At 69.1% G+C, this 23,756-nt stretch carries 25 protein-coding genes and 1 pseudogene; 15 read left to right on the top strand and 11 right to left on the bottom strand.

What is annotated here, in order from left to right; all coding sequences use genetic code 11:
• Positions 1-18: 18 nt before the first annotated feature.
• Entirely contained in the window at positions 19-1,488 is a 1,470-nt protein-coding gene (locus GWG54_RS08305) for a sodium:solute symporter (protein ID WP_167937337.1), read from the bottom strand.
• Positions 1,485-1,754, bottom strand: coding sequence for a DUF3311 domain-containing protein (locus tag GWG54_RS08310; RefSeq protein WP_167937338.1), 270 nt, complete (start codon positions 1,752-1,754; stop codon positions 1,485-1,487). The genes GWG54_RS08305 and GWG54_RS08310 overlap by 4 nt, the downstream gene beginning before the upstream one ends.
• 171 nt (positions 1,755-1,925) lie before the next feature.
• Here GWG54_RS08310 and GWG54_RS08315 point away from each other — a divergent pair, with 171 nt between their 5' ends.
• Positions 1,926-2,597, top strand: coding sequence for a helix-turn-helix domain-containing protein (locus GWG54_RS08315; RefSeq protein WP_167937339.1), 672 nt, complete (start codon positions 1,926-1,928; stop codon positions 2,595-2,597).
• A gap of 141 nt (positions 2,598-2,738) precedes the next feature.
• Positions 2,739-4,085, top strand: coding sequence for a DNA primase DnaG (dnaG, locus tag GWG54_RS08320; RefSeq protein WP_167937340.1), 1,347 nt, complete (start codon positions 2,739-2,741; stop codon positions 4,083-4,085).
• Between the two features lie 109 nt (positions 4,086-4,194).
• Here the strand turns inward: dnaG and GWG54_RS08325 are convergent, their stop codons facing one another.
• On the bottom strand, positions 4,195-5,520 hold the full coding sequence (locus tag GWG54_RS08325) for a DUF92 domain-containing protein (RefSeq protein ID WP_167937341.1): 1,326 nt from the start codon (positions 5,518-5,520) through the stop codon (positions 4,195-4,197).
• Positions 5,521-5,668: 148 nt separating this feature from the next.
• Between GWG54_RS08325 and GWG54_RS08330 the strand changes: the two genes are divergently transcribed.
• Positions 5,669-6,274, top strand: a complete 606-nt coding sequence (locus GWG54_RS08330) for an undecaprenyl diphosphate synthase family protein (protein ID WP_167937342.1) — start codon at positions 5,669-5,671, stop codon at positions 6,272-6,274.
• A 9-nt stretch (positions 6,275-6,283) separates the two neighbouring features.
• Here GWG54_RS08330 and GWG54_RS08335 read toward each other — a convergent pair whose 3' ends face one another.
• On the bottom strand, positions 6,284-6,502 hold the full coding sequence (locus GWG54_RS08335) for a hypothetical protein (protein ID WP_167937343.1): 219 nt from the start codon (positions 6,500-6,502) through the stop codon (positions 6,284-6,286).
• 49 nt (positions 6,503-6,551) lie between these two features.
• Positions 6,552-7,484 (bottom strand): polyprenyl diphosphate synthase, encoded by a 933-nt coding sequence (gene uppS / locus GWG54_RS08340; protein WP_167937344.1) that lies wholly within the window; start codon positions 7,482-7,484, stop codon positions 6,552-6,554.
• 125 nt (positions 7,485-7,609) lie between these two features.
• Between uppS and GWG54_RS08345 the strand changes: the two genes are divergently transcribed.
• The 6 genes from GWG54_RS08345 (at position 7,610) to GWG54_RS08370 (ending at position 11,563) form a co-directional block, all read left to right on the top strand.
• On the top strand, positions 7,610-8,017 hold the full coding sequence (locus tag GWG54_RS08345) for a DUF5778 family protein (RefSeq protein ID WP_167937345.1): 408 nt from the start codon (positions 7,610-7,612) through the stop codon (positions 8,015-8,017).
• Between the two features lie 158 nt (positions 8,018-8,175).
• Positions 8,176-8,832, top strand: coding sequence for a bifunctional precorrin-2 dehydrogenase/sirohydrochlorin ferrochelatase (locus GWG54_RS08350; protein ID WP_167937346.1), 657 nt, complete (start codon positions 8,176-8,178; stop codon positions 8,830-8,832).
• Positions 8,829-10,139, top strand: coding sequence for a glutamyl-tRNA reductase (hemA, locus tag GWG54_RS08355; RefSeq protein WP_167937347.1), 1,311 nt, complete (start codon positions 8,829-8,831; stop codon positions 10,137-10,139). Before GWG54_RS08350 ends, hemA begins: the two co-directional genes overlap by 4 nt.
• A gap of 56 nt (positions 10,140-10,195) precedes the next feature.
• Positions 10,196-10,477 (top strand): 4a-hydroxytetrahydrobiopterin dehydratase, encoded by a 282-nt coding sequence (locus GWG54_RS08360; RefSeq protein ID WP_167937348.1) that lies wholly within the window; start codon positions 10,196-10,198, stop codon positions 10,475-10,477.
• Positions 10,477-10,869, top strand: coding sequence for an LWR-salt protein (gene lwrS / locus GWG54_RS08365; RefSeq protein ID WP_167937349.1), 393 nt, complete (start codon positions 10,477-10,479; stop codon positions 10,867-10,869). The genes GWG54_RS08360 and lwrS overlap by 1 nt, the downstream gene beginning before the upstream one ends.
• A gap of 55 nt (positions 10,870-10,924) precedes the next feature.
• Positions 10,925-11,563, top strand: coding sequence for an HAD family hydrolase (locus tag GWG54_RS08370; protein ID WP_167937350.1), 639 nt, complete (start codon positions 10,925-10,927; stop codon positions 11,561-11,563).
• 3 nt (positions 11,564-11,566) lie between these two features.
• Here GWG54_RS08370 and GWG54_RS08375 read toward each other — a convergent pair whose 3' ends face one another.
• Together GWG54_RS08375 and GWG54_RS08380 are read right to left on the bottom strand one after the other, a co-directional pair.
• On the bottom strand, positions 11,567-12,208 hold the full coding sequence (locus tag GWG54_RS08375; RefSeq protein WP_167937351.1) for a helix-turn-helix domain-containing protein: 642 nt from the start codon (positions 12,206-12,208) through the stop codon (positions 11,567-11,569).
• Positions 12,209-12,271: 63 nt separating this feature from the next.
• A complete protein-coding gene (locus GWG54_RS08380) occupies positions 12,272-14,176 on the bottom strand; it encodes a molybdopterin biosynthesis protein (protein WP_167937352.1) in 1,905 nt (634 codons plus the stop codon).
• Positions 14,177-14,262: 86 nt separating this feature from the next.
• Between GWG54_RS08380 and GWG54_RS08385 the strand changes: the two genes are divergently transcribed.
• Together GWG54_RS08385 and GWG54_RS08390 are read left to right on the top strand one after the other, a co-directional pair.
• Entirely contained in the window at positions 14,263-15,399 is a 1,137-nt protein-coding gene (locus GWG54_RS08385; protein ID WP_167937353.1) for a serine hydrolase, read from the top strand.
• Between the two features lie 34 nt (positions 15,400-15,433).
• Positions 15,434-15,658, top strand: a complete 225-nt coding sequence (locus tag GWG54_RS08390; RefSeq protein WP_167937354.1) for a hypothetical protein — start codon at positions 15,434-15,436, stop codon at positions 15,656-15,658.
• 167 nt (positions 15,659-15,825) lie between these two features.
• Here GWG54_RS08390 and GWG54_RS08395 read toward each other — a convergent pair whose 3' ends face one another.
• Both GWG54_RS08395 and glp read right to left on the bottom strand, forming a co-directional pair.
• Positions 15,826-16,029, bottom strand: a complete 204-nt coding sequence (locus GWG54_RS08395; RefSeq protein ID WP_008420036.1) for a dodecin family protein — start codon at positions 16,027-16,029, stop codon at positions 15,826-15,828.
• A gap of 92 nt (positions 16,030-16,121) precedes the next feature.
• Positions 16,122-17,393, bottom strand: a complete 1,272-nt coding sequence (gene glp / locus GWG54_RS08400; RefSeq protein WP_167937355.1) for a gephyrin-like molybdotransferase Glp — start codon at positions 17,391-17,393, stop codon at positions 16,122-16,124.
• 117 nt (positions 17,394-17,510) lie between these two features.
• On the opposite strand from glp, the gene GWG54_RS08405 reads away from it, so the two are divergent.
• The 3 genes from GWG54_RS08405 (at position 17,511) to GWG54_RS08415 (ending at position 20,661) form a co-directional block, all read left to right on the top strand.
• Positions 17,511-17,876 (top strand): Hsp20/alpha crystallin family protein, encoded by a 366-nt coding sequence (locus GWG54_RS08405; protein WP_167937356.1) that lies wholly within the window; start codon positions 17,511-17,513, stop codon positions 17,874-17,876.
• A 66-nt stretch (positions 17,877-17,942) separates the two neighbouring features.
• Complete coding sequence (locus GWG54_RS08410; protein WP_167937357.1) at positions 17,943-19,550, top strand: AarF/ABC1/UbiB kinase family protein; 1,608 nt, start codon at positions 17,943-17,945, stop codon at positions 19,548-19,550.
• A 55-nt stretch (positions 19,551-19,605) separates the two neighbouring features.
• Positions 19,606-20,661 (top strand): hypothetical protein, encoded by a 1,056-nt coding sequence (locus GWG54_RS08415; RefSeq protein WP_167937358.1) that lies wholly within the window; start codon positions 19,606-19,608, stop codon positions 20,659-20,661.
• 425 nt (positions 20,662-21,086) lie between these two features.
• On the opposite strand, the gene GWG54_RS08420 is transcribed toward GWG54_RS08415, so the two are convergent.
• Positions 21,087-21,446 carry a hypothetical protein gene (locus GWG54_RS08420; RefSeq protein ID WP_167937359.1) on the bottom strand — a complete coding sequence of 120 codons (360 nt, stop codon included), beginning with the start codon at positions 21,444-21,446 and terminating at the stop codon, positions 21,087-21,089.
• A gap of 141 nt (positions 21,447-21,587) precedes the next feature.
• Positions 21,588-22,258: pseudogene (locus GWG54_RS08425) on the bottom strand (bacterio-opsin activator domain-containing protein).
• 376 nt (positions 22,259-22,634) lie between these two features.
• Here GWG54_RS08425 and GWG54_RS08430 point away from each other — a divergent pair.
• Complete coding sequence (locus GWG54_RS08430) at positions 22,635-23,696, top strand: aminotransferase class I/II-fold pyridoxal phosphate-dependent enzyme (protein WP_167937360.1); 1,062 nt, start codon at positions 22,635-22,637, stop codon at positions 23,694-23,696.
• The last annotated feature ends 60 nt before the right edge of the window (positions 23,697-23,756 follow it).

Below are 23,756 nucleotides of genomic sequence, written 5' to 3' on the forward strand. Positions count from 1 at the left end.
TTGTTTGCAGCCGACCGGTCAGTCGGCGCCGAGGCCGTCGAAGTAGATCGCGCGCCGTTCGTCCGCTGCGGGCGTGGTCACGGCGGAGACGCCGACGGTGACGACGAGACCCAGTCCCATCCCGACGAGCCCGGCCGTCCAGCCCCCGTACGCGCTCGGGACGACGGCGGTGAAGAGACTCGAGAGGTAAAACGCCTGGCTCGCGAGGATCCCGGCCGTGATCCCGGCGCGGGTCGTCCGCCGCCAGTAGAGGGCGACCAGGACGGGGAGGGCGAGCTGGGCGAACCCGCTGAAGGCCGCGTCGCCCAGCTCGAACAGCGTCGCGGGCTGTGCGAGACTGCCGACGAACGCGGCCGTCGCGAAGCCGACCACGCCGAGGCGAGCGAGCAGGTCCTCGCGCCGTTCGGAAACGCTCCCCTCGACGAACGGTCGGTACAGGTCCCGCGTGAAGTACGACGAACCCGACAGCAACATCGAGTCCGACGAGGACATCATCGCGGCCATCGCGCCGGCGATCACCAGCGCGGCGAACCAGACGGGCGTGTACTCCGCCAGGACCGCCGGCAGGACGTTCTCGCCCTCGGCGATCGCGACGTCGAGCCCGCGGGCCCAGGCGCCGAGCAGGAACGAGGGGACGAACAACAACACGCAAAGCAGCGGCCAGAGCGAGAACGACCGTTTGAGGACCGCTTCGGAACCCGCGGCGAAAAAGCGCTGGTTCACCTGCGGAAACATCGCGACGCCGAACCCGATCGTGATCGCCGTCGAGAGCATCCACTGGACGGTGTAGAAGTCGCCGCCCAGCGCGAGGTGGTCGGCCGCCTCGGCCTCGAGTGCGGTGGTCGCCGCGCCCGGACCGCCGACCGCGGCCAGCACCCACACCAGCGCGATCCAGGTGGTGACGAGCATGAACGCCCCCTGGAGGGTGTCGGTCCAGGCGATCCCGCGGAAGCCGGCGACGACGACGTAGAGGATCATGAACGCGGTGATCAGCCCCGCACCGACGGCGTAGGGGACGGCCCCGTCGGTCAGGGCCCGTAGCGCCGTGCCGGCGCCGACCTGCTGGAGCATCACGTACGGGAAGAGCCAGAGCAGGCTGATCCCCGCGACGAGACCCCGCAGCCGTCGCGAACCGAACCGATCGCCGAGCATCTCGCCGAGGGTGACGTACTCGTAGCGCCGACCCAGCAGCCACTGCTTGTACCCCACGACGTACCAGAGGATCGCGAAGACGATCCCGTCCATCAGCCCCATCACGAGCACCCACTCCGGGCCCTCCCGGTAGGCGATGTTCGGTCCCGCGAAGAACGTAAACGCCGACAGCAGCGTCGCGAACGTCGTAAACAGCAACACGACGGTCCCGACCGTCCGACTCGCGAGGTAGAAGTCCTCGGCGGTGCGGTCGGTCGTTCGGTAGGCGACCAGCCCCACGGCGAGCGCCAGCAGGAGGTAGCCGACGATGATCCCGAGCTGGAGCGCGACGCTCACCGTCGCTCACCTCCGGGGTCGACGCCCGCGTTCGGGGGCGTCGAGCCGTCGCTCGAGCCCGCGCCCGATTCGATGCCGAGTCCCCAGGCCCGCCGGGCGAACAGCCGGAAGACGAGCGCGGCGAGTCCCATCCAGCCGATGTGCCACCAGAGCCACAGCGGGATCCCCGCGACGACCGTCGCGTCGCCCCAGAGGAACCACGGGACCGTGAGCGCGCACAGCCCGACCGCGACGACGATCCAGCCCCAACGCACTAGCCGTGCCATACCACGTCGTTCGGTCCCACGTGGATAACTATTACTGTTCGATCACGCGTATTGAATAGATTTTTCCATCGGTTCGCCGGCTCCCGTTCGACCGCGCGACTCTCGTTCGCTGAAACCGTTCTCTTGGGGAGGAAAAGGGTATGTGTATCGGGAAGCGAATGGGTACTGACCATGGCTCGTCTGTTCCCCTTCCGCTCGGAACCGGGGGGCGGGGAGGGGCGACCGCGCGTCGTCGACCTCGAGGGCGAGGACGCCGACGCGGTGTTCGGCGCCCTCTCCTCGACGACGGCCCGCCGGATCTACGCGCGCCTCGACGACGAGCCCGGAACGCCGAGCGACGTCGCGGAGACGATCGACTCCTCGATCCAGAACGTCCGCTACCACCTCGAGAACCTCGAGGAAGCGGGGCTGATCGAGATCGTCGACACCTGGTACTCCTCGCGGGGCAACGAGATGAGCGTCTACGCGACGACCGACGGGCCCCTGATCGTCACCAGCGACGGGACCGCGGCCGTCCGACTGCGGACGGTCCTCTCGCGGCTCCTCGCCGGGATCGCCGCCCTCGCGGGCGGGAGCCTGCTCGTCCAGTACGGCGTCACCCGCTGGTTTCGCGAGGGCGGACGCGACCGGGCGTCGGCGTCGGCCGCGAGCGAGGGCGCCGACCGAACGGAGGAATCGGGCGAACCGACGGGGGACGGAATCGACTGGCTCCTCGAGGGGAGCGTCGGAACGGCCGAGGCCGTGTTCGCGGGCGTATCGCCGGGCTCGCTGTTCTTCTTCGGCGGACTGGCGGTCCTGCTCGCGGTGGCGGGATACTGGTACTGGGCGCGGCCGGCGTACTGATTCCGGGCTCGCCGGGCGTGAGGCCCCTCCTCCCGGTCGAGTGCCGACAGGTCAACAGCTATTTGCGTCTCACCGCCCTCGTTCTAGGCAACACCCGGGCGCGCGGTCTCGTCAGTCCCCGCCTTGCGGGGGCAGATCTGTATGGAAGACACCTCGAAATACCACATCCACGCAAACGTGACGGCCGACGGGGTGGTCGAGCGAAGCGACGTCGTCGGTGCGATCTTCGGCCAGACGGAAGGGCTGTTGGGCGACGAACTCGACCTCCGCGACCTCCGTCAGTCACAGAAAGTCGGCCGTATCGACGTCGAGATAACCAGCACCAAGGGCCAGTCACACGGAACGCTCACCATCGCGACCAGCCTCGACAAGGTCGAGACGGCCACGCTCGCGGCCTCGCTGGAGACGATCACCCGGATCGGGCCCTGCCGGGCCTCCCTCGAGGTCGCCGAGATCGAGGACGTCCGCGCGGCCAAGCGCAAGGAGGTCGTCGACCGGGCGAAGGAACTCCTGCGAACCGGGTTCGACGACTCGGTGATGACCTCCGAGGAGATCTTAGCGGAGGTGCGCCAGCACGTTCGCGTCGAGGACATCACCGAGTACGAGGGCCTGCCCGCCGGTCCACGAGTTACGGACAGCGACGCGATCATCGTCGTCGAGGGCCGCTCGGACGTGCTGACGCTGCTGAAGTACGGCGTCAAAAACGCCATCGCCGTCGAGGGGACCAACGTCCCCGACGCGGTCGCCGAGCTGACCCGCCACCGCACGGTCACCGTCTTCCTCGACGGGGACCGGGGCGGCGACCTGATCTTCGAGGAGCTCTCCCAGGTCGGCGACATCGACTACGTGGCTTTCGCCCCGTCGGGCGAGTCCGTCGAGGAGCTCGACCACCACCAGCTGTTCGCCGCGCTGCGGAACAAGGTCCCCTACGACAGCGTCTCGGGGCTCAACGAACCCCGCGAGGCGGTCGCCGCGACCGACGGGAGCGCGACGCCGGCGCCCCCGGCGTCGTCCCCGCCGACGATCGACGAGGGATCGCCCGAGGCGCCGCCGACCGGTTCGAACCGACGTCCCGATCCGGGCCCGGCCGACGCGGACTCGAGCCCCGACGCGGAGGCGGAACCGTCCCGTCCGGTGTCGTCGGCCGACGAGTCCGCGAGCGAGGACGAATCCGAGCCCGAGACCGTCTACGGTCACGCGACGCTCGTCGTCGCCGGCGACACGGACCGCGCCCGCTTTCTCGACGCCGACGGGGAGATCCTCGAGGAGGCGCCGGCCGCGGACGTCTACGACGCGCTCGAGGACGCCGAGACGGCGCCGACGACGATCGTGCTCGACGGGATCCTCGACCAGCGGCTGCTCGATCTCGCGGCCGATCGGGACGTCGAGCGGATCGTCGCCCGCTCGCTCGGCCAGTTCACGAAGCGTCCGACGGGCGTTCGGGTCCACGCGGTCGACGAGATCGCCGACGAACCGCCCTCGGAGTAAGACGCCCTCGCGCCGCTTGCGATTCTCGCGGCGTCGCCGCTCGAGGGGGTGGCGACCGCTCTCGAACGGAGACCAGTTTCCTCGCCGCCGACCGCTCTCGAGCGACGGATTACCCGAGCGCCGCGAGCGAGAGGACGAGCAGCGCCGACACCACCGCCCCCGACAGCGTCGCCAGGAAGTTGACCCCCTGGTTGCCGAGCAGCGTCCCCTCGAGAGTCGCCCCCAGGAGGCTGTCGACGGTCATGCCGACGACGCCGGCGGCGACGACGATCGCCGCACCGACGGCGCCGATCTCGGGAAACAGCGCGTAGGCGATCGCCGCGACGATCCCCGCGCCGACGACGCCGGCGATCTCCCCCTGCCAGGTGACGCCGCCGTCGGTCCCCGGCTCGACCGGCTCGAGGGTGGTGATCAGCCGCGGGGTCTCGAAGATGCTGCCGATCTCGCTCGAGAGCGTATCGCTCATGGCGGTCGCGACCGAGCCGGCGAACGCGAACAGGAACAGCTCCGAGGCGACGGGCACGAACCCGGCCTCGCTGGCGGCGTAGCCGAGCACGGCGACGAGCCCGACGGCCGCGTTGCCGAGGACGTTGCCGGTACCGCGGGCGCCGTTGTTCTCCTCGGCGACGCCGAGGTCCTCCTTGCGGCCGTAGCGGAACTTCGTCGAGAGCCCGCCGATGGCGAAAAACGAGATGAGCACGGCGAACCAGCCGTACCCGCCGAGCACGACCGTCAACAGGCCGAGCAAGACCCCCGTGAGAATCCCGGCGATCGAGGCCGTCTCGAGGGCGTAGGAGGCGTACCCCAGGGCAGCGGTGATCGCCAGCGCGATCACGATGTCGACCGCGCCCAGCGCGGGGTCGAGTTCGGCGAGCAGCCAGAGCAACAGGCCGACCGACAACATGACCACCGGATCGTCGTAGAGCAGCAGGATATCCCGTAGCAGGGCGGCCAGCAGGGCGCCGCTGGCGGCGAGAAACAGGATCGTCGGGAGCGCGGCCGCGACCGAGCCGCCGGCGAGCCCGACGGTCGCGGCCTGTCCGACCGCGGCCGCGACGGTTGCGGCGAGACAGAACCCCGTAGCGCGGGCGACGTCGTCGGCCGTTCGGGTCCGGACGAGCCGCTCGCCGAAGTTCCCGTAGCCGACGAGGAGGACGGTCCCGACGAACACGGCACTGGTCATCGAGGACTGCGTGGCGAGCAGCCCGAGCGCGACCCCCGCGAGCACGAACGCGATCAGCCCGTAGAGGCGCCCGTCCTCGTAGTCGTCGGGGTAGGCGAGCAGGTCGAAGATCGGCCCGTCCGTGACGACGACCGCGCCGAGCAAAACGACCGCGGCGAGTGCCGCCGCGACCTCCGGGCCGAAAAGCGGGACGGCGAGCGAGAGCGTACACAGCAACGCGAAGACGCCGGCTCGCCGAACGGGTTCAGACACGGTAATCGGTCCTTTCTGTGGGGATCACTTCAACCTTCGTGAACCGCTCCGGCGCCGATTTCCCGCCCGTAGCGGGGCTGACTCGAGCGTCCGCGCGGTCTCGAGCGAACCCGTAACCGGTATGCCACCGGCCCGAAAACGGGAGGGCGTGGGTCTGTACGAGCGCTACCTCTCCGTTCGCATCGGCCGTCACGACGCCGACAGCCCCGACCACGTCGCGCTCGTGATCACCGAGCGAGACCTGCTCGAGGGCGGCGCCTACGAGACACTGGCGGACTTCTTCGAGTGGGCCTTCGAGTACGCCGAGCGCGTGACCGTCTACGTCAGCGTCCTCGACGCCGACGCGATTCCGGCCCTGCGCCGCGAACTCGAGACCGTCGACGCTCCCCGGGAGGTCGCCGTCCGTACGCCCGACGACCCGAGCCGGGCCGACGCCCCGATCCAGATCGGGATCGGGCTGGGCGGGAAACACGAGTTCACGGCCGCGGTCCGCACCCTGGCCGAGAGCGTCGACGCGGGTGAACTCGAGCCCGACGAGATCGACGACAAGCGCGTCGAGAACCACCTCGTCTTCCCCTCCGAGCCCGACCTGGTGATCAAGACGGGCGCCGAGCGGCTCTCGGATTTCATGATCTGGCAGTCGGTCTACTCGGAGCTGTACTTCACCGACGTCAACTGGCGGGACTTTCGAAAGCGGGACTTCCTGCGGGCGGTCCGGGAGTACTGCAACCGCTCGAGGCGGTTCGGTCGGTAGTCTCTCGGATTACGGCTTCGGTTCGGGGAACTCGACGTAGACGAACAGCGCCACGAGGACGCCGACGGTCACCAGCCCCAGGCTTCCGCCGATCGCGAGAAACTCCGCGGGTCGGGTGTGGGCGACGGCGGCCTGCGGGTGGCGGAGCGCGCCGGCGGCCCCGAGCGCCACAAACGACGCGAGCCCGGCCGCCGTCGCGGCGAGGCCGGCTGCGAGCTGGCGGTTCATACGCCGACTCAAGCGTCTACCCGGTTGTCGGTTTCGGGACGGTCCGGGCTCAATCGGCGGCGGGACCGCTCGAGTCGACCGCCTCGAGCTCCTCGTCGTCGGGCTGTTCGGCGGTGGGTAGCGAGTCCCGGAACCGGTCGACGATCGAGCGGGCCTCGGCGAGGTCGCGGTCGCTCATCGCCCCGAGCAGGGCCAGCGCCCGGCGGGCGCGGGTTCGCCGCCAGGACTCCTGGCGGTGCTCGTAGGTGCGGATTCCCCGCAGGAAGTCGGCCTTCGAGAACTCGGGCCAGTAGGGGGTACAGAAAAAGACCGCGGCCTCGTTGCCGTTGGCGTGCCAGGGCAGGAAGTTCGAGGTTCGCTCGTCGCCGCCGGTCCGGATGATCAGGTCGACGTCCCGGACGGGGTCGTCGTACAGCCGGCGCTCGATCGCCCCGACGTCGATCTCCTCGGGGGCGACCTCGCCGGACTCGACGTCCGCGGCGACGCCGCGGGCGGCCTCGAGCAGCTCCGAGCGTCCGCCGTAGGCCAGCGCGATGTTGAGCACGAAGCGGTCGTACTCGCGGGTTCGGTCCTCGGCGTAGTCGACGGCGTCACGAACCCGCTCGGGTAGCCGTTCGACCGCGCCGAGCGCGCGGATCTTGACGCCGTTGTCGTGGACGCGCTCGGCGTCGGCGAACTCCCGGAGCTTCTCGCAGAGCAGGTCGTACAGCGCCTCGCGCTCCTCGGGCGGGCGCTCGAAGTTCTCCGTCGAGAACGCGTAGAGAGTCAGTTCCTCGACGCCGACCTCCTGGCACCACTCGAGGACGCGCTCGGTCGTCTCGGCACCCGCGCGGTGGCCGTCGGTCGCGTCCGCCCCCCGTCGGCGCGCGTACCGACGGTTTCCATCCTGAATTACGGCGACGTGGGTCGGCACGCCGGCGATCTCCCTCGAGAGGAGCCGCTCGTAGGCCGCGTCCACGCGCTCACGGAGCCACCGATTCATCGTTCGACGTGAGGGCGGGGAGAAGTATGTGTCTTGTGTGTTACTCGTCGGTATCGATACGTCCTGTCACGGCACGCGAGGGCCGATCGTGACGGCTATCAGGCCGGAGGTTCTCGTGTCGGCCGATGACCGAGACACTCGACGAGGATCTCTACCGGCGGACGAAGGCGCTGCTCGAGCCCGGCGACGTCGAACTCAACGGCGCGATCGTCCACACCGACTACGACGGCAGCGAGGACGTGCGGATGATGCAGGCCACGATCGACGTCGGCGAGATCATCGCCGAGCACTCGGGGTACGACCCGAAAGACTGCTACGTCTACTCGGGCAACGACGACCCCGACTTCTCCTCGAACCAGCACCAGGGGCTGACCCTCGAGGACGAGGAGTTCGTCTGGGAGTGCCAGCAGCTGCTCCGGGAGGGAAGCTTCGACGTCGTCGTCTACTACGAGGCGGGCGCCGACCACGAGGCGATCCTCGAGGAGATCGAGGAGCTGGGCTTCGACGTGACCGGGGTCGAGGGCGAGGAGTAACGGCCCGATTCGGGCGCGGCTCGACGGCGCCCGGGCTGCACCCGGTTCGCTTTTCACGGACGCGACCCGACGATCGGGTGTACGCACCGCGTCGACGGCCCGACCGCCGAGACGTCCGTCGACGGGCCTCGACGCGGCAGTTCGAACTCGAGTCTCCCATGATTCCGCTACTCCACGACTTTACCGGCGCGACGGTGCTCGTCTTCGGAGGCGGTCCGGTCGGCGCCCGGAAGGCCCGCCGGTTCGCCCGCGAGGCGACGGTGATCGTCGTCAGTCCCGACTTCGCCGACGAACGGTTCGGCGGCGCCGAGCGAGTCCGGGCCGCGCCGGATCCCGAGGACGTTTCGGGGTGGCTCGCCCGGGCCGAGCCCGCGCTGGTCGTCGCCGCGACCGACGACGAGGTGCTCAACGGGGTAATCGAGCGGGCGGCCCGCGAGCGGGGAGCGCTCGTCAACCGCGCCGACCGGGCCGGCGAGCGCGAGCCCGGCAGCGTCGTCGTCCCCGCCACCGTCCGCGAGGACCCCGTCGTCGTCTCGATCTCGACGGACGGGACCGCCCCCGCAGTGAGCAAGCACCTCCGCCGAGAGCTCGAGGACCAACTGGCCGGCGCCGGGGAGATGGCGCGGGTCTGTGCGGCGCTGCGGACGGAGCTCAAATCGAGGGACGTCGCGCCCGCCCGACGCCGCGAGCTCGTCGGAGACGTCGTCAAATCACCCGACGTTTGGACAGATTTACGTACGGGAACGTCTAATCCCTTCCAAGTGATCGAGGACGTGCTGGGTGAGGTGCCGTCGACGACGGGTGATCGGCAGTGAACGGGGTTATCACGGCCGCACGTGTCACGCACGACAGCGGGAGCGTCGACGATCTCGCGGCCGCGAGTCCCGATAGCCAGCGAGCCGCCGTCGCCGCGCTCCGCGGGCTCCCGGAGATCGAGGAAGCGTACGTTCTCTCGACGTGTAACCGGGTCGAGGCCTACGTCGTCTCGACCGACGCCACGCTCGGTCGAGCCACGCTCGAGGAGTTCTTCGCGACCGCCGACGACGAGGCGCTGGTCGTGACAGGCCACGACGAGAGCCTGCGCCACCTGCTGCGGGTCGCCACGGGACTCGAGTCGGTCGTGCTGGGCGAGGACCAGATCATGGGCCAGGTCCGGACCGCCTACGAGGACGCACGCGACGCCGGCGGCATCGGACCGATGCTCGACGCGGCCGTCACGAAGGCGATCCACGTCGGCGAACGCGCCCGAACCGAGACCGCGATCAACGAGGGTGTCGTCTCGCTGGGGTCGGCCGCGACCCGACTCGTCGCCGACGACGTCGCCCTCGAGGGGGCGACGGGCCTGGTCGTCGGCGCCGGCGAGATGGGGCGGCTGGCGGCCCGGAGCCTCGCGGACGCCGGCGTCTCGGAGCTGGTCGTCGCGAACCGGACCGTCGACCGGGCCGACCACCTCGCGAGCGAACTCGAGGTCGACGCCCGCGGGGTTCCGCTCGAGGCGCTCGGAACCGTCGCCGACGACGCCGACGTCGTGGTCGCGGCGACCGGCAGCGACGAACCGGTGGTCGAACCGCACCACCTGACCGACGGGGGCGACGAGCGGGTGCTCGTCGATCTCGGCCAGCCCCGGGACGTCGCGCCCGCGGTCGGCGGGCTCGACTCGGCGACGGTGTACGATCTCGACGACCTCGAGTCGATCACCGCCGAAACCCGCGAGCAACGCGCCGACGCCGCGAGCGAGGTCGAGGCGATGATCGACCGGGAGTTCGAGCTGCTCTGTGACCAGTACAAGCGCGCCCGCGCCGACGAGGTCATCGCCGCGATGTACGGGTCCGCCGAGCGGATCAAGGAACGCGAACTCGAGCGGGCACTGGCGGAGCTCGAGAAGGAGGGCGCTTCCCGGCGGGAGGTGCTCGAGGCGATGGCCGACTCGATGGTCAGCCAGCTGCTGGCCCCGCCGACCAAGAGCCTGCGGGAGGCCGCCGCGGAGGACGACTGGAGCACGATCAACACCGCCCTCCAGCTGTTCGATCCCGACTTCGGCGACGCGCGGCCGTCGGCGTTCGCCCCGGCCGACGACCGCGACCGATCCGAGATGCAGGCGAGCGCCACCGACGACGACTGAGCCCGGCACGAGCAAGACGGCACAACCGTTATTTTCGTCGCTTCCGTCCGTCCGCTATGGCAGACCTGCTTTCGGACGACGAGGTAGACGCACAGCTTCCCGACGGCTGGGAGCGCGAGGGCGACGAGATCGTCCGCACCTACGAGTTCGACGACTACCTGCGGGGCGTGAGCTTCTCCGGGGACGTCGGCGAGGTCGCCGAGGAGCAGTTCCACCACCCCGAGATCCGCATCCGCTACGAGGAAGTCGAGGTGCGACTGACCTCCCACGAGGAGGGCGGGATCACCGACGCCGACATCGAGATGGCGGAACTTGCCGACGAGGAATACGGCGGCTGATGGACGCCGCCTACGTCTTTCGCGTTCGGCTCCGACTCGAGCCCGCGACCGGGGGCGTTCGGGTCGACGGCGACTCCGGCGAGACGACGGTGACGGTCTCGCGGGACGCCCCGGAACCGGGCACCGATGGGTGGCTGTTCTTCCGGAACGCGCTCTGGCGGGGCGAGGTCGGCGACGCGGAACACGCCAGACGGCTCGCCGCCGACTGGCTCGGCGAGCCCCTGGGCGCGATCGAGGACGTCTCCTTCCGGGAGCTGCGGACCGACGAGGCCTACCTCGAGGCGCTGAAAGCCGAGATCGCGACCGACCTCGAGGCGTTCAACGCCGACGACGTCTCCGAGGTGCTCTCGAAGTACCTGGGCTCGAGCATCCACGTCGTCGACCGAACGTAGGCGGCGCGCGCGGGCGACACGCATTTACTCGCCGATCCCGTAGGTAGCCGTCCGAATGGTCTCCGAGTACGACTACTGGCTGCTCGACCTCGACGGCACGCTCGTCGACGTCGAGTGGTCCTACACCCGGGAGGTGTTCGACCGGGTCGGCGACCGCCTCGGCCGCGAGTTCACCGACCGGGAGGCCGACATCATCTGGAGCGGCCTCACCGGCTCCCGCGACCGCCAGCTCGAGGCGTGGGGGATCGATCCCCACGAGTTCTGGGAGGCGTTCCACGCCGAGGAGGACCCGATGGTGCGGGCCGAACAGACCTACCTGCACGACGACGCCGCGTTCGTCGCCGACCTCGATGTCCCCGTCGGGCTCGTGACCCACTGCCAGGAGTTCCTCTGCGAGCCCGTGCTGGACAACGTCGGGATCCGCGACTGGTTCGACGCCCGCCTCTGCTGTACCGAGGAGACCGGCTGGAAACCCGACCCCGCGCCCGTCGAGTCCGTCCTGCGAGAGCTCGGCGTCGCGCACAACGGCCACCAGGGTGTGCTGGCCGGCGACGGCGCGAACGACGTCGGCGCGGCCTGGAACGCCGGGCTCGACGCCATCCACGTCGAACGGGTCGGCCCCGAGCGCCGCGGTCAGTGCGTCCTGGGCGACTACCGCGTCGCGTCGTTCGACGAACTTCCCGGCCGACCCTGAGCCTCAGGTCCGCTCGCGGGTCGGCTGGAGCTCCTCGTCGACGAGCGCCCCGTAGGCCCGTCGCAACCGCTCGGACAGCGCCTGGTGGGAGATCCCGATCTCGGCGGCCAGCTCCGCCATCGAGATCTCCCGGGGGATCTCGAAGTAGCCGCGCTCGAGGGCGGCCTCCAGGGCCTCCCGCTGTTCGTCCGTCAGGTTCGTCCTCGTGGGGGACCCCGGCGTGACGTCGGTCACCCGCCGGAGGTCGACCCCGACCCCGCGGTCGACGAGTCGGTCGTGAGCCAGGCAAAGCGCCTCGCGGTCCCGGTACCGGACGCGGGCCTGCCACCAGCCCTCGGCCGCCCAGGCTTCCAGCAGCGAGCCCCCGTCGACGAGCAGGCGATCGCACACCGTTCGCCCCTCGACGAACGCCACGTCGTACAGCAGTCGGTCGTCCGCCTCGACGAGGAGGGTGGCGGTCTCGACGGTCGGATCCGCCTCGAGGGCGTCGTCGACGGTCGCCCGTTCGACGTCGGTGATCCAGAGACAGGGCTCGGACCGCGAGACGGCCGCCTCGAGCTCGACGCGCAGCGCCGGGAGTCGATCGAACGCGTCGGCCAAGACCGTATCCGAAGCCGGAATCCGAAACTCGGCGATGGTCGACATCACGCTCCGTACACCACCCGGCGTAAAAATCGCTGTTCAGCGCCGACTGACCGTCGCGGTCGGCTACCTGTCGGGTTCGACCGACTCGAGGGCGTCCTCGAGTTCCGCGACACCGGGTTTCGAGCGGCGATCGGGGTTCGCGAGGACCCGGACCCGCTGGGTGCCAAGCGAGACGAATCCCAGCTCGAGCCTGTCGGCGGTCTCGCGGAGCCCGAGCCCGGCGTCGGCCTCGTCGGCGAGGACCTTCCTGGCGGGGCTCTCGTGGGCGCGCAGTCCGAGGTCGAACCCCGATATCGAGTCGACGATATCGTGTCGGTCGACGCTCCGGTCCGCGGCGAGGTCGGCGACGGCGGCGCCCAGACTCGAGCGCAGCCCGGAGTCGGTCGTCCGGTTGACGAACTCGACGTCGGCGTCGACCAGGTCGCCCAGGCCCTCGATCCGATCGGGGTTGCCGGGCTTGACGAGCAGCCCCCACTCGCGCTCCCAGCCGCCAAGCTCCTCGGCGTCGACGTCGCGGTCGGTCGGGCCAGCGACGACGGCGACGTCCGGCAGTCCCTCCCGGAGCCGCCGCAGACCGGGGCGGGAGCCCGCCGAGAGGTACCGGGGGTTGTCGAGGCCGTCGAGCAGCCGCGAGAGGGTCGGATCGTCCTCGCCGACGCCCAGCAGCGTCGGGGGCCGTACGTCCGGCGAGAACAGCGAGACGGTCACCGACTCGCCCGCCTCGAGGTAGTCGGTGCCGGGCGCGACCTCGACGACGCCGTCGGCCTCCGCGAGGCTGGTCGTCGCGCCGCTGCCCTTGTCGACGGGGTAGACCAGCGTCTCGCCGTCCCCGTCGGCGACCAGCCCAACGGGCATGAGCCGCAGCCGCCCCTCGCCGTAGCGCTCCTGTCCGGCCATCCTGCCCTCGACCGTCGCGGTTTCGGGCTCGGGGAGGCCCGCGGCCTCGCGGATCGCGGGCGCGACGAACGTTCTGAACACCATCATCGCCGAGACGGGGTAGCCCGGCAGTCCGACGTACGCCGAGTCTTCGAGTCGACCGACGAGCATCGGCTTCCCGGGCTTGACGCCGACGCCGTGGAGCAACAGCTCCCCCTGCTCCTCGATCACCCGGTAGATGACGTCGACCGCGCTCGCGCTGGTCGAGCCCGAGGAGAGCACGAGGTCACAGTCCGCGGCGGCCTCCCGGAGCACCCGCTCCATCTCCTCTTGCTCGTCGCCCGCGTGAGGGTAGAGCACGGCCTCGCCGCCCGCGTCCTCGACGCCCGCGGCGATCGTGTAGCTGTTGACGTCGTAGATCTCGCCCCGTTCGCTCGCGACGTCCTCGCCCGGGCGGACGAGCTCGTCGCCCGTCGAGACGATGCCGACCGTCGGCTTCGACCTGACGGGGATCTCGTCGATCCCCAGCGCCGAGAGCAGGCCGATATCGCGGGGCGTGATCCGCGTTCCCGGACCCAGCGCCCGCTCGCCCGCGGCGACGTCGGCGCCCGCGAACATGACGTTGTCGCCGGGGGCGACCGAGGTGCGGATCTCGACGCCATCGCCCGCAGTGCTCGCGGTTTCACCGCTCGCCTGTTCTGCCGAGCGTTGCTCGACGCGGGTGGTTCGTTCCACGGGAACCATCGCGTCCGCGCCCGCGGGCATCACCGCCCCCGTCGAGATCTCGACGGCCTCGCCCTCGCCGACGGCGACGTCGGGCTCCTCGCCGGCGTGGACCTCGCCGACCAGCTCGAGGGCGGCGGGGTCGGCCTCGTCGGCGCCGAACGTGTCCCGCGCGCGAAGCGCGTAGCCGTCGAGGCTCGCCCGGTCGAACCCGGGGACGTCGAGTTCGGCGTCCAGTCGCGCGACGAGGACGCGGCCCCGCGCCTCGGCGAGCGGGACGCGGTCGATACCGCCCTCGAGCGAGAGCGAGCGGATCGCCTCGCGGGCCTCCTCGGGGGAGGCGAGGTCGCGAAACTCCTTGCGTTCCATACCCGAAGTTGACGGGCCGGGGCTAAAAACGTCGGTCGATCGCGGGCGGCGGAACGGTTACAAGCCCGCCCCCGGTTGGCACGGGTATGTCGCGACTTGCGCCCGCCGCCCGCGAACGCATCGCCGCGCTGTTCGACCGCCATCTCGAGGTCGGCCTCCACCACGGCGCTCAGCTCGCCGTCTTCGTCGACGGGGAGCAGGTCCTCGACCTCGCGGGCGGGACGACCGGTCCCGACGGCGGGGAGACGACCCCGGAGACGCGCCACGTGCTCTTCTCCTCGACGAAACCGTACGCGGCGGCCGCGCTCCACGCGCTCGTCGACGACGGCGCGCTCGCCTACGACGACCGGGTCGTCGACCACTGGCCCGGGTTCGCCGACGAGGGATCCGAGAAGGCCGCGGTGACCGTTCGGCAGGTGCTCAGCCACACCGCGGGACTCCAGCGAAGCGACCTCGACGACCGCCCCGACCTGTGGCCCGACTGGGAACGCGTTATCGAGGGCCTCGAGGACGCCGACCTCGTCTCGCCGCTGGGCGAGCAGGTGGCCTACCACGCGCTGACGTTCGGCTGGCTGGTCGGCGAGCTCGTCCGCCGCGTCGCGGGACGGCGCGTCGAGACGGTCGCGGCCGAGCGCGTGTTCGACCCGCTCGGAATGGCCGACACCGGGATCGGCCTGCGCGAGCACGAGCCCGACGACGTCGCCACCCTCGTCGGGTTCGACGCGTTCGACCGCTGTCGGGACCCCGACGAGGGGCTGGGCGACAACGCCGCGGTCGCCGCGCCGTTCAACACCGAGGCGATCCACCGGGCGGTCGTCCCCGCGGCGAACGGAATCGGCACCGCCCGGGACATGGCTCGCTTCTACGCCTGTCTGGCCAACGGCGGCGAACTCGGGGGAACTCGGATCCTCTCGTCGTCGGCCGTCGACGCGATGACCGCTCTCGAGGCCGAGACCGACGACGACGGGACGCTCTCGCGACCTCGTCGGTACGGGCTGGGGGTCTACAAGGGCGGCACCGCCGCGACCCCGTTCGGCTCGCTCGCGCCCGATCGCGTGTTCGGTCACGCGGGGCTGGGCAGTAGCGTCGGCTGGGCCGACCCCGAGACGGGGGTCGCCCTTTCGTACGTGACAAACGGCGTCCGGGACGGCTCCTACGAGCACGTGGCCCGGGTGAGCGCCCTCGCGGACGCGGTGCGACTCGCGCTCTCCGACGGGACGTAGAACGTGACTTGGTCCTCGAGGACGAACGATCGGTATGGTGCGACCGAGACGCCTCCTGCCCCTCCTCGCGGCGCTTTCCTGGACCGCGACGGCGCTGGCCCAGCTCGTCGTCCGGACGACGACCGCGGAGCGCGAACGCATCGAGTGGACTGAACGACGGAACCTGTTCCTGCTGTGCTCGAGCCTCTCGACGAACGCGCTCGCGCTGGCGACGGCCTCCCGGTACGCGAGGCGGTTCCGACGCGCTCGCCGCGAGTGATCGCGGACGACGCGGACCGCCCCTCCGGAACTACGTGTGGCTCGCCGTCGAAACCCGACGTATGACGATCGACGAGGAGGAGTTCGAGCGGAAGCGATAGCCCTGCGTTTCGGATCGACGGGGACCGCTCGAGTCCCGGGACGACGCTCGGAATCGCTCCCGGTCGGTCAGTGCTGTACCGGGAACGCGATCTCGGTCGTGACCTTGTACTCGATAATCTCACCGTCCTCGACGTCGGCCGTCCACTTCTCGACGTTGACGCCGGAGATGTCGTCGACCGACTGGCTGGCCTCCCGAAACGCCTCGTGGGCGGCGTCCTCCCAGGATTCGTCGGACGTTCCCATCACGCGGATAACTTTGACTGCCGTCATGGCGGTCGTCGTACCAGCACCACCGAAATAACCCTTTGTCGGACCAGGCGTGACGGTCGTCCGCGCTGATCGGTGGGCGCCGGGGGCGACCGTCAGGGGTGGGACTCCCAGTCCTGCACCGCGACCGTCTCGCCTTCGGCGATCCCCTCGCGGCCGTCGTCGACGACGACCCAGCCGTCGGCGAGCGCGACGCTCGAGAGCACGCCCGAGCCGCTGGCGCGGGTCGGGGTCGCCGCGAACGCGGGCTCGTCCGCGGGGGGATCCTCGCGTTCCTCGAGTCGAACCCGGGCGAACGTTCGGGTGCCGGGCTCGCTGGGAATCTTGCGCTCGAGGACGGCCGGCATGGTCGGGTGGGGATCGGGCGTCGTCCCCTCGAGCCGGCGCAGCGTCGGCCGAAGGAACTGGACGGCGTTGACGATACAGGCGACGGGATAGCCCGGCAGCGCGAGGACGGGCGTCTCTTCGACGATTCCCAGACAGACGGGGTGGCCGGGTTTGAGCCCGACACCGTGGACGAGCACCTCGCCGAGGTCGTCGATAACCTCCGGCAGCAGATCCCGCTCGCCGACGCTCGAGCCCCCGGTGGTGACGACGACGTCTCTCGTCAGGTCGCGCTGGATCGCGACCCGCAGCGCCTCGGCATCGTCGGTGACGACGTCGCGGTAGGTAGCGTCGGCCCCCCAGCGCTCGACCAGCCGCGAGACGGTGAGCCCGTTGGTCTCGATCACCTCGCCGGGGCCGGGATCGCCCTCGACCAGCTCCTCGCCGGTCGGGATCACGCCGACGGTCGGCCGCTGTGCGACCTCGAGGCGGTCGTAGCCGACCGACCGCACCAACCCGAGATCCGAGGGGCGCAGGCGGTGGCCCGCCTCGTAGAGCCGTGCACCCTCCGCGACGTCCTCGCCGATCGGGGCGACGTTTTCTCCCTCCGCGACGGCGTCGCCGACCTCGAGTTCGCCGACGTCGGACAGTTCCTCGACGTGTTCGATCATCACGACGGCGTCGGCCCCGTCGGGCAGGGCGCTTCCCGTGTGAACCCGGACGGCCCTGTCGGGACCGACGTCGCCGTTTCGGTCGCCGATCCGGAGCACCTCCGGGGAGCGCTCGCTGGCTCCGAAGGTGTCCGCGGCGCGGACGGCATAGCCGTCCATCGCCGCCCGACGGTAGTGTGGCACGTCCCGGGCGGCCGTAATCGGCGCCGCCAGCACCCGCCCGTCGGCCCGCTCGAGCGGGACCGTCTCGGTGCCCGTCGTCGGGCGGTCCCCGTCCCCGACGGCCGCGTCGCTGAGAATCCGGCGCGCCTCGTCGACGGGCGTCCGCTCCTTGAACCCCGCCTCCTTGCGCTCGCTGTCGGCTCCGTCCATACGCTGACTCGGGTCGGCGGGACCCAAAAGGGTACGGGACGTCGCCACGGCCCCGTCACCGACCCGGAATCGACCGCTACCGCGGGGTTTTTCGTCCCCGCGTTCGAACCCACGGCCATGTCAACGCTGCGCGACGCGTTGCGGGACCTCTCGGAGGACGTTTTCTTCGATCTTCTCGAGAGCGACGACGCCTACCTCATCGTGCTCGACGTTCCCGGGGCCACGGCGGAGTCGGTCGAAGTAACCGTCGCGGACGGGACGATAGCGGTCGAGGCCCACCGGGAGAAGCTCGCCGACGGCGAGTACCGGTACCTCGAGGAGAACCGGCCGCTGCTGATCGACCTCGAGTTGCCGCTTCCCGACGACGCCGCGAGCGAGGCGGCGGTCACCGTCGAGCGCGGCGTCCTCGAGCTGACCGTTCCGAAGCGTTCCGAGAGCGGCGAGGCGCCGATCGACGTCGCCGACCCGGAGAACACGGGGTGACCGAGGCTGGCGAGACTCCGCGCGTACCGCCGGTTCGTCCTCGTCGCCTGGCAGTTCCTCCCGCTCGTGCTCGCGTACGCCCGCGACCGACGGCGCTTCCTGCTGTTCGGCTCGCGCCGACGGGTCGACCCGGAGACGCGACGCCGTCGCGCACGGACCCTGCTCGAGTCGCTTTTGACCCTCGGCCCGACCTTCATCAAGCTCGGCCAGCTGCTCTCGACGCGTCCCGACGTCCTCCCGCCGGAGTACATCGACGAACTCGCGGCCCTGCAGGACGAGGTGCCCCCCGCCGACTGGTCGGCGGCCAAACGCGTCCTCGAGGACGAACTCGGCCCGGTCGAGTCCCGATTCGAGGCGTTCGAGACCGAGGCGATCAGCGGCGCGAGCCTCGGCCAGGTCTACCGGGCCCGGGTCGACGGCGACCCCGTCGCGGTGAAGGTCCGCCGCCCGGACATCGAGGACCTCGTCGAGGCCGACCTGCGGGTCGTCCGCTGGTCGCTGCCGCTGTTGTTGTACTTCGTCGACGAGTCGCGGGCGTTCTCGCTCGAGAACCTCGCCGACGAGTTCGCGAAGACGATCCGCGAGGAGATGGACTACGAGCGGGAGGCGACGATGCTCGCCGAGATCCGCTCGAACTTCGCGGACGACGACCGGATCGTCATCCCCGAGGTCCTCGAGAGCCACTCCGGCCCGCGCGTGCTCACGATGGAGTACGTCCCGGGGACGAAGATCAACGACGTCGAGACCCTCGACCGCAAGGGGATCGACCGGAGCCGGGTCGCGGAGACCCTCCAGCGGGCCTACCTCCAGATGATCATCGACGACGGCGTCTTCCACGCCGACCCCCACCCCGGGAACCTCGCGGTGACCGACGGCGGCGCGATCATCTTCTACGACTTCGGGATGTCCGGACGCGTCGACGAGTTCGTCCAGGGCAAGATCGTCGAGTTCTACATCGCGGTCGCCAACCAGGACATCGACGCGATCCTGGACGCGCTGATCGAGGTCGGCACCCTCTCCCCCGACGCCGACCGGGCGGTGATGGCCGAGGTGATGGAACTCGCGATCCAGGACGCCCGCGGCCAGGAGATCGAACAGTACCGCGTCCAGCAGATCGTCGGCCAGATCGAGGATTCGATCTACGAGTTTCCCTTCCGGCTGCCGAAGAACCTCGCGCTCGTCCTTCGGGTCGCGACGGTCGTCGAGGGGGTCTGCGTCACGCTCGACGAGGAGTTCGATTTCATCGCGACCGCGACCGACTACCTGACCGAGCAGGGCTACCGCGAGGAGTCGATCCGCCAGTACGCCGAGCAGACGGGCCGACAGCTCCGCGAGTCCGGCGAGTCGCTGACCCGACTCGCGCCCAAGACTGAGCGCACGCTGGATCGGCTCGACCGGGAGAACCTCTACGTCCGGGTCGGCGTCGAGGACTCCGAGGGCGTCTTCGACGCGCTCGCCAAACGGCTCGTCTACGGGATGTTGCTGACGATGTCGCTGTTCTCGATGGGCGTGCTGTACGCGCTGGGGGCGCCGGAGGCCTCGATCGTCGCCGCCGTCCTCTCGGCGGTGTTGCTCGTCCAGCTCTACCGGTCGTTCCGCGACGGCGGCGGCTCGCTGCAGGCGAAACCGCAGTTCACCCGTCAGAACCTCCGCCAGCGCCGCCGCGAGGAGTGAGCGACTCGATCGCCGCCACTGCAACCTTCTTTCCGCTGGCTCTCGACTCTCCCGTATGAGCTACGACCGGATCGCCGATCTGCCGCTGACGATCGAGTCGGCGTCGATGGACCGCCTCGAGCGCGAGACCTCGAGCGGCTTTACCCGCGTCACGACCGAGTTCTCGTTCGAGGGACCCGACGGCGCCGTCGGGAAGGGTGAGGACGTCACCTACGAGACCGACGAGCACGACGCGCTCGCCGAGACGGGGCTGCCCGACCTCGCGGGCGAGTACACGATCGACTCGTTCTCGGGTCGGCTCGCCGACCTCGATCTCTTTCCCGCCGGCGCGCCCGACCGCGAGGTGTTCCGGAACTACCGACGGTGGGGGCTCGAGGCCGCCGCGCTCGACCTCGCGCTGCGCCAGGCCGGGACGGACCTGGCCTCGCGACTGGACGCCGAGTACGAGCCGGTGCGGTTCGTCGCCAGCACCCGTCTCGGCGACGAGCCCTCGATCGACCGCGTCGAGGCACTTCGCGAGGCGGTCCCTGATCTCGAGCTCAAACTCGACCCGACGCCCGACTGGACCGAGTCGCTGATCGCGGAGCTGGCGGCGACCGACGCCGTCCGCATCCTCGACCTGAAGGGCCAGTACAGCGGCACCGAGGTCGACGTCGAGGTCAGCCCCGAACTGTACGAACGCCTGATCGAGGGGTTTCCGGAGGCCGTCCTCGAGGACCCCGCGCTCGAGGACGGGACCGAGGCGCTGTTCGAGGACGACGCGGTCCGCGGGCGGACCTCCTGGGACGCGCCGATCCACGGCCTCGAGGACGTTCGCGACCTGCCGTGGGAGCCTGAATGGTTGAACGTCAAACCCTCGCGCTTTGGCTCGCTCGAGTCGCTGCTCGAGACGATCGACTACTGCCAGGAGCGCGGGATGGCGCTGTACGGCGGCGGCCAGTTCGAACTCGGCGTCGGGCGGGGCCAGCTCCAGGCGCTCGCGTCGGTGTTCTATCCCGACACGCCCAACGACGTCGCGCCGGGCGCGTACAACGAGCCCGAGGTGACGGGAGAGTTACCCGAGAGCCCGCTCGAGCCACCCGCGGATCCCGAGGGCTTTCGCTGGTCCTGAAAGCGAGGACGGTGGGTTCGATTCGCTCGAGTTGTAGTGAACCGTGCGTCTGATCGCCCGTCTGCACTACAGCGGTGGCGTGCGCTGTCGATCGGCTCGAGCGTAGCGAGGTGTGAGTATACTCACGTCTCGAAAAGCGAATAGGAGACCAGCGGTCTCGCATACCATGCGAACGGGTCTGTGACCCGTGAGCAGACGGGCCGTGCGAGGCGGTTTCACCGCCTCGAATTCGCGGCGCAACGCGCCGCGCAGTGCCCGTGGGCAGAAATCGGCTGGGGAGGATGTGGAAATTCACTGTTGTCAGTATACGTCGTGTGCTCGGGTGATCGGTACATGGAGGGGGCATACTGACCGTCGCTTACGTTCTACGCACCGCGGAAAACAATCAAAACCCTACGTCGTTCAAATGACGATTCTGAGCCATTTCACGGTGATATTGGTGCATCAAGATCGGGATCGGCATCAATGATGGCTGAAAGCTGGGGCTGTAACTGATCGAACTGGGGTGTTGGTTTCACCAGTTGCCGTTCCCGATCGTAGCCGACGATCGATTGCTCCGCTAACTTCGGAAGATGCACGTGGTGCAGCGCCAGCCGAATCCGTTTCGATTCTTCTTCGGAAACCGCTGCAAGAGGCGTGTGATGATTGTGTTTGAGGATCGTCTTCGTGAGATCGGTTACCGTTACCGACCGCTTCTCGTGTGTGAGTGTTGCGAGGATGATGCGGCGGTGTTGCTCTTGACACAGTTCGAGAACCGTGTCGAACTCGATAGTAGACCCAACCACGAAAGAAGAGAACACCTCTTCGCGTAAGAGAAGACATGCTGTATAGTACTAACCCGGGTGACGGAACCCAGACAGTCCGCAACTGGAGAATTATCGGAATCAGGTGAGAAAACCCACGACTTCAGTCCTCGTGGGAGCACGTCACTCCTCGTCCTCATCTGGATGGCTGATCGTCAACGTACTCGTAATGAGATTGTCGTGTGCAGCGCGAAATCGGCTCGAGAGTGTCTGTTGGGCCACCCCCATTCGATCCGCCAGTTCACGCATTGTCACCGCTCGTGGAACCTCGTAGTAGCCTGCTTCGAGCGCGGTGACCAGCGTCTCGCGTTGCTTCGGTGTGAGATCGTACTGGGAGCTCGCCATCGGCTGTTCCTGTTCTTGGATTGAATTGAGTTCATACGAAATGCCGTTCTCATTACAGTACTCTTGAAATTCCAAGAGAGAGAGTCCTGATCGTCGAATCGCATCCGTAGTTCCCAGTCTTCGGCTTTTCCGATCGCTTGTATGATCGTTGCTCCGAGTTCAACGTACGCATAGATGACCGTCTCGACGTTTTCCGTCCACTCGCCACGGTACAGTTTCGCCCCTTCTACTTCGTCAATACTAGCAGTGTTTTTCACGGATTCATCGTCCTGAAACGCCTCTTCAAACTCCGCGAGATCACCGCCACTCACCCAGAAATACGGCATCAGTCGATCTTCCATCGTCGCCACAACCTGCTCGATCTCGACGACCATCTGTGGAGCCGTCGTGAGTGCATGGTTCAATGCAAAATCATCCGATCTGACGGAAAACTCGGCGATAATGCTCATACAGTCACTTGGGGGTCGGGTGTATAAGTCGCAGTCGAACACCTGTGGTATCCGGATAGAGTGGTACGTCCAGCACTCGTACGTAACGTGCTCACGCTGGCGACAGGGATCTCCACGCCCTCCCCAGTCGCTTCGCTCACTCGCTTTGCTCGTTCGCTCATCCACGGAAAGACGCGAAGCGTCTTTCAGGCATTCGCTCGCCTGCTCGCGAAGACCTCTCACGGAATCGGATGACGGTTCGCTGTTCGCTCACCGTCGACCAGCGCGCGCCACCGTGTCGTGGTTCGCTCGGGTCATCGCTCGCGTCCGGTTCTCGAGCCCACCGATCCATGCCGAATGAACAACCCGTATTACCCGTTCCCGCAAAGCCTCGAGCATGCAGATCGACACCTTCGGCCTCGAGCGGTGGTTCGCCGAGTACGAACACGAGGCCGAGATCATGCTCGCGGAAAGCGGCGTGCGCAGCCTCTCGACGGATCGCTTCGACACCGATCCTGGCGAGCTGGGCTACGTGATCCCGACGAACGGCGATCCCGACCTCCGGGCGCGAATCGCCGACCGTTACGACCGGGTGGCCGACGAGGTGCTGTGTACCTGCGGCACCCAGGAGGCGAACTTCCTGGCCGTCCTCTCCGTTCTCCAGGAGCCGGACGACCATGCGGTCATCGTGACTCCAACCTACCAGGCACTACACGCCGTCCCCGACGCCGTCGGCGAGGTGACTCGAGTGCCCCTCGAGCCCCCGACCTGGGAACTCGACGTCGACGCCGTCGCCGACGCGATCCGTCCCGAGACGCGACTGATCGTCCTGAACAACCCGAACAACCCCACGGGCAGGTACCACCCCCTCGAGACGGTGGAGGCGCTGTACGACCTCGCGGCGGACGCCGACGCCTACCTGCTCTGTGACGAGGTCTACAGGCTGCTCGCCGAGGACCCGCTACCGCCCGTGGCGAGTCTCGGTCCCCGCGGTCTCTCGACCGCGAGCCTGTCGAAATCGTACGGGCTCGCGGGGCTGCGGTTCGGCTGGCTGGTCGGGAACGAGGACCTGCTCGAGACCGCCTGGAACTGGAAGGACTACACGACGATCTCGCCGTCGATCTTCGGCCAGCACGTCGCGGCGCAGGCCCTCGAGCGGGAGGACGAGATCCTCGCCGAGAACCGCGAACTCGTGGCCGACCACCGCGCCCGCGTGCAGGAGTTCCTCGCGGACTACGGCCTCGAGTGGTACGATCCCGTCGGCGTCAACGGCTTTGTGACCGTTCCCGACGGCTATGAGACAGGCAAGGAGTTCTGTCGGGCGGTCCTCGAGGAGGGCGTCGTCCTCGCGCCCGGGGAGTTCTTCGGCCACCCCGACCGGTTCCGGATCGGGTTCGGGCTGCCGACCGCAGAACTCGAGGACGGGCTGGATCGGATCGGGCGGGTGCTCGAGCGCTGAGGGGCTCGCGCGCGAGCGGGGCGTGGTATCGGTTTTCACCCCTCGAGCGGGCATTCCAAA

Origin of the sequence: Natronococcus sp. JC468 (assembly GCF_012163165.1) — an archaeon.
GTDB lineage: Archaea > Halobacteriota > Halobacteria > Halobacteriales > Natrialbaceae > Natronococcus > Natronococcus jeotgali.